Here is a 1,874-nt window from a genome sequence, read left to right as displayed (position 1 = left end):
TGCCTCCGTTAAAAATGGGGGGATTACCAGAGGGCACGGAACATCTAGTAGGCAGCGAGAAGATGACGATCCTACGAGGTCAGATTTCTCGATTCCTAGAGTCATACAAAGATAATGCATTCTTGAACTACTTGAGTGGTGTGCTGCGACTAGCTTCCGATGAGTTTGATGATGCAGATGGAGAGCGAAGAATGGCATCGTCATTTGATCGGTTGATCAGTGATAATAGGGATGAAGCACTAGAGCTGGTCCGAAAAACTATGCAGCTAAAGCCAATGTTCTCTGAAAATGCGCGAAGCCGCTTTGCTCGTTTGGTCCATGAGAAATTTGAAGATTTGGATTTTCTTGAGGAGGTAAATGAAGAGCTAGGAGATCCGTTCTCCTATCACACTTTGTTAGCTCCACTAGCAATTAGACTTGAAAAACTTACCAGCCTATACAAGGGGATTAATTGGTGAATGACATACAGAAACTACACCGGGTAATCGATTCACTCGAAGAGCAATCGACGCAAGTGGCAGAGTTTAATGGCCTGTTGAGCGCCGTCAACGATGCAAGAACTGAGATAGAGGCAGCGAAATCAACGCTCGCAAGTCTAGCTTATGAACAGGCTGAATTGGTTACGAAGAACTCGAATAAATTTGAAGAGTTTGACGGTCGCCTTACGTCACTGAATGATCTTCTAGGCCAGATCAAAGATGAACAGTTGAAACTAAGGCGTGAGGTTGCAGCCTTGAAGTTTGTAACACCTGATCAGTTTGAACAAGGCTGCACAGCAATTGATAGCCGCATTGCTAAACAATTAGCGGAATTGAAAAGCAAGTTAGAGGCAGCGGTGGAGTCTCAGCAAAGATCGATAAGCGGGCTACGAACCATAGTTGTTTTAGGTATCTTGGTGTTGGCTGGAGGTGTCGGATTCTTGGCTATGAATATGGTTCTTTAATTTTTAGATTGTCATTCAGTTTTTAATTGTAATCAATAAGTTGGAATACAGAATCGAGCCAAGCTTTGAACTTTGCTAAGATAGGCAATACTTTTTCTTGTCGAAGTTGGTAGCGTTCATCTGGGGTTAGGTTTTTACTTTTCGCCTATTGTGCCAATGCGTAGAGTTTGCCGATATAACTTTTTGCTATATTCGCTCGGCCTTTAACGCGCTTTTCTGATTTAACGCATTTTCATATTTACGTCTAGCATGTGCCCAGCAACCAACAGGGAATATCCCGTCAATATTGTCGTAAGCACTGTAACCATCACACAATCAGAATTTTTCAAAATCCACGAACTTCAAGCGATACCTCATCCATAGTTTTTATGTTTAAACTGCTATAAATGCACAGGTTCACATACAACAAGTCATCATTATCGATTTGATTTATTTCGTCGAGTATTGATTCATGTTTCCAGCCAAATATTGGTATTTGATGTCGTTGTTGAATCGCCACGGGTTTAACAGACACCTCAGAGTCATTTAAGATGGCTTAAAGAGAGGTGCCCATGAGCGGTAAGCGTTATCCCGAAGAGTTTAAAACTGAAGCAGTCAAACAGGTTGTTGATCGCGGTTATTCTGTTGCCAGCGTTGCAACACGTCTCGATATCACCACCCACAGCCTTTATGTCTGGATAAAGAAGTACGGTCCGGATTCTTCCACTCATAAAGAACAGTCAGATGCTCAGGCCGAGATCCGCCGTCTCCAGAAAGAGCTGAAACGGGTTACCGACGAACGGGACATATTAAAAAAAGCTGCTGTAGATTCAATCTGTCAATGCAACACCCCTTTCAATTATCTCTTTCGGTGTTTTGAACTTCAGTGTCTTTCTCGGTCTGTTGTTTAGCTGAGCAGCAACGGTAATCCCCCCATTTTTAACGGAGGCAA

The 1,874-nt window shown here is 42.8% G+C and carries 4 protein-coding genes and 1 pseudogene; 3 read left to right on the top strand and 2 right to left on the bottom strand.

All coding sequences use genetic code 11. From position 1 onward, the window contains the following. Positions 1 to 458 (top strand): hypothetical protein (locus FDW88_RS18745; RefSeq protein WP_137363138.1); only part of this gene is annotated, 458 nt, incomplete at its 5' end. Beyond that, positions 455 to 943, top strand: coding sequence for a hypothetical protein (locus tag FDW88_RS18740; RefSeq protein ID WP_032469931.1), 489 nt, complete (start codon positions 455 to 457; stop codon positions 941 to 943). The genes FDW88_RS18745 and FDW88_RS18740, both read left to right, overlap by 4 nt. A gap of 186 nt (positions 944 to 1,129) precedes the next feature. On the opposite strand, the gene FDW88_RS22860 is transcribed toward FDW88_RS18740, so the two are convergent. Next, positions 1,130 to 1,258, bottom strand: a complete 129-nt coding sequence (locus tag FDW88_RS22860; RefSeq protein ID WP_097761820.1) for a transposase — start codon at positions 1,256 to 1,258, stop codon at positions 1,130 to 1,132. Between the two features lie 236 nt (positions 1,259 to 1,494). On the opposite strand from FDW88_RS22860, the pseudogene FDW88_RS18730 reads away from it, so the two are divergent. Continuing rightward, a pseudogene (locus FDW88_RS18730) lies at positions 1,495 to 1,743 on the top strand (transposase); the annotation flags it as partial. Positions 1,744 to 1,752: 9 nt separating this feature from the next. Here FDW88_RS18730 and FDW88_RS22745 read toward each other — a convergent pair. Further along, positions 1,753 to 1,874: hypothetical protein (locus tag FDW88_RS22745; RefSeq protein ID WP_249354902.1), on the bottom strand; the 122-nt coding region annotated here is incomplete at its 5' end.

Source organism: Citrobacter sp. wls829, from assembly GCF_005280825.1.
Lineage (GTDB): Bacteria > Pseudomonadota > Gammaproteobacteria > Enterobacterales > Enterobacteriaceae > Citrobacter > Citrobacter gillenii.
This window is presented reverse-complemented; position numbering and strand designations above follow the sequence as displayed.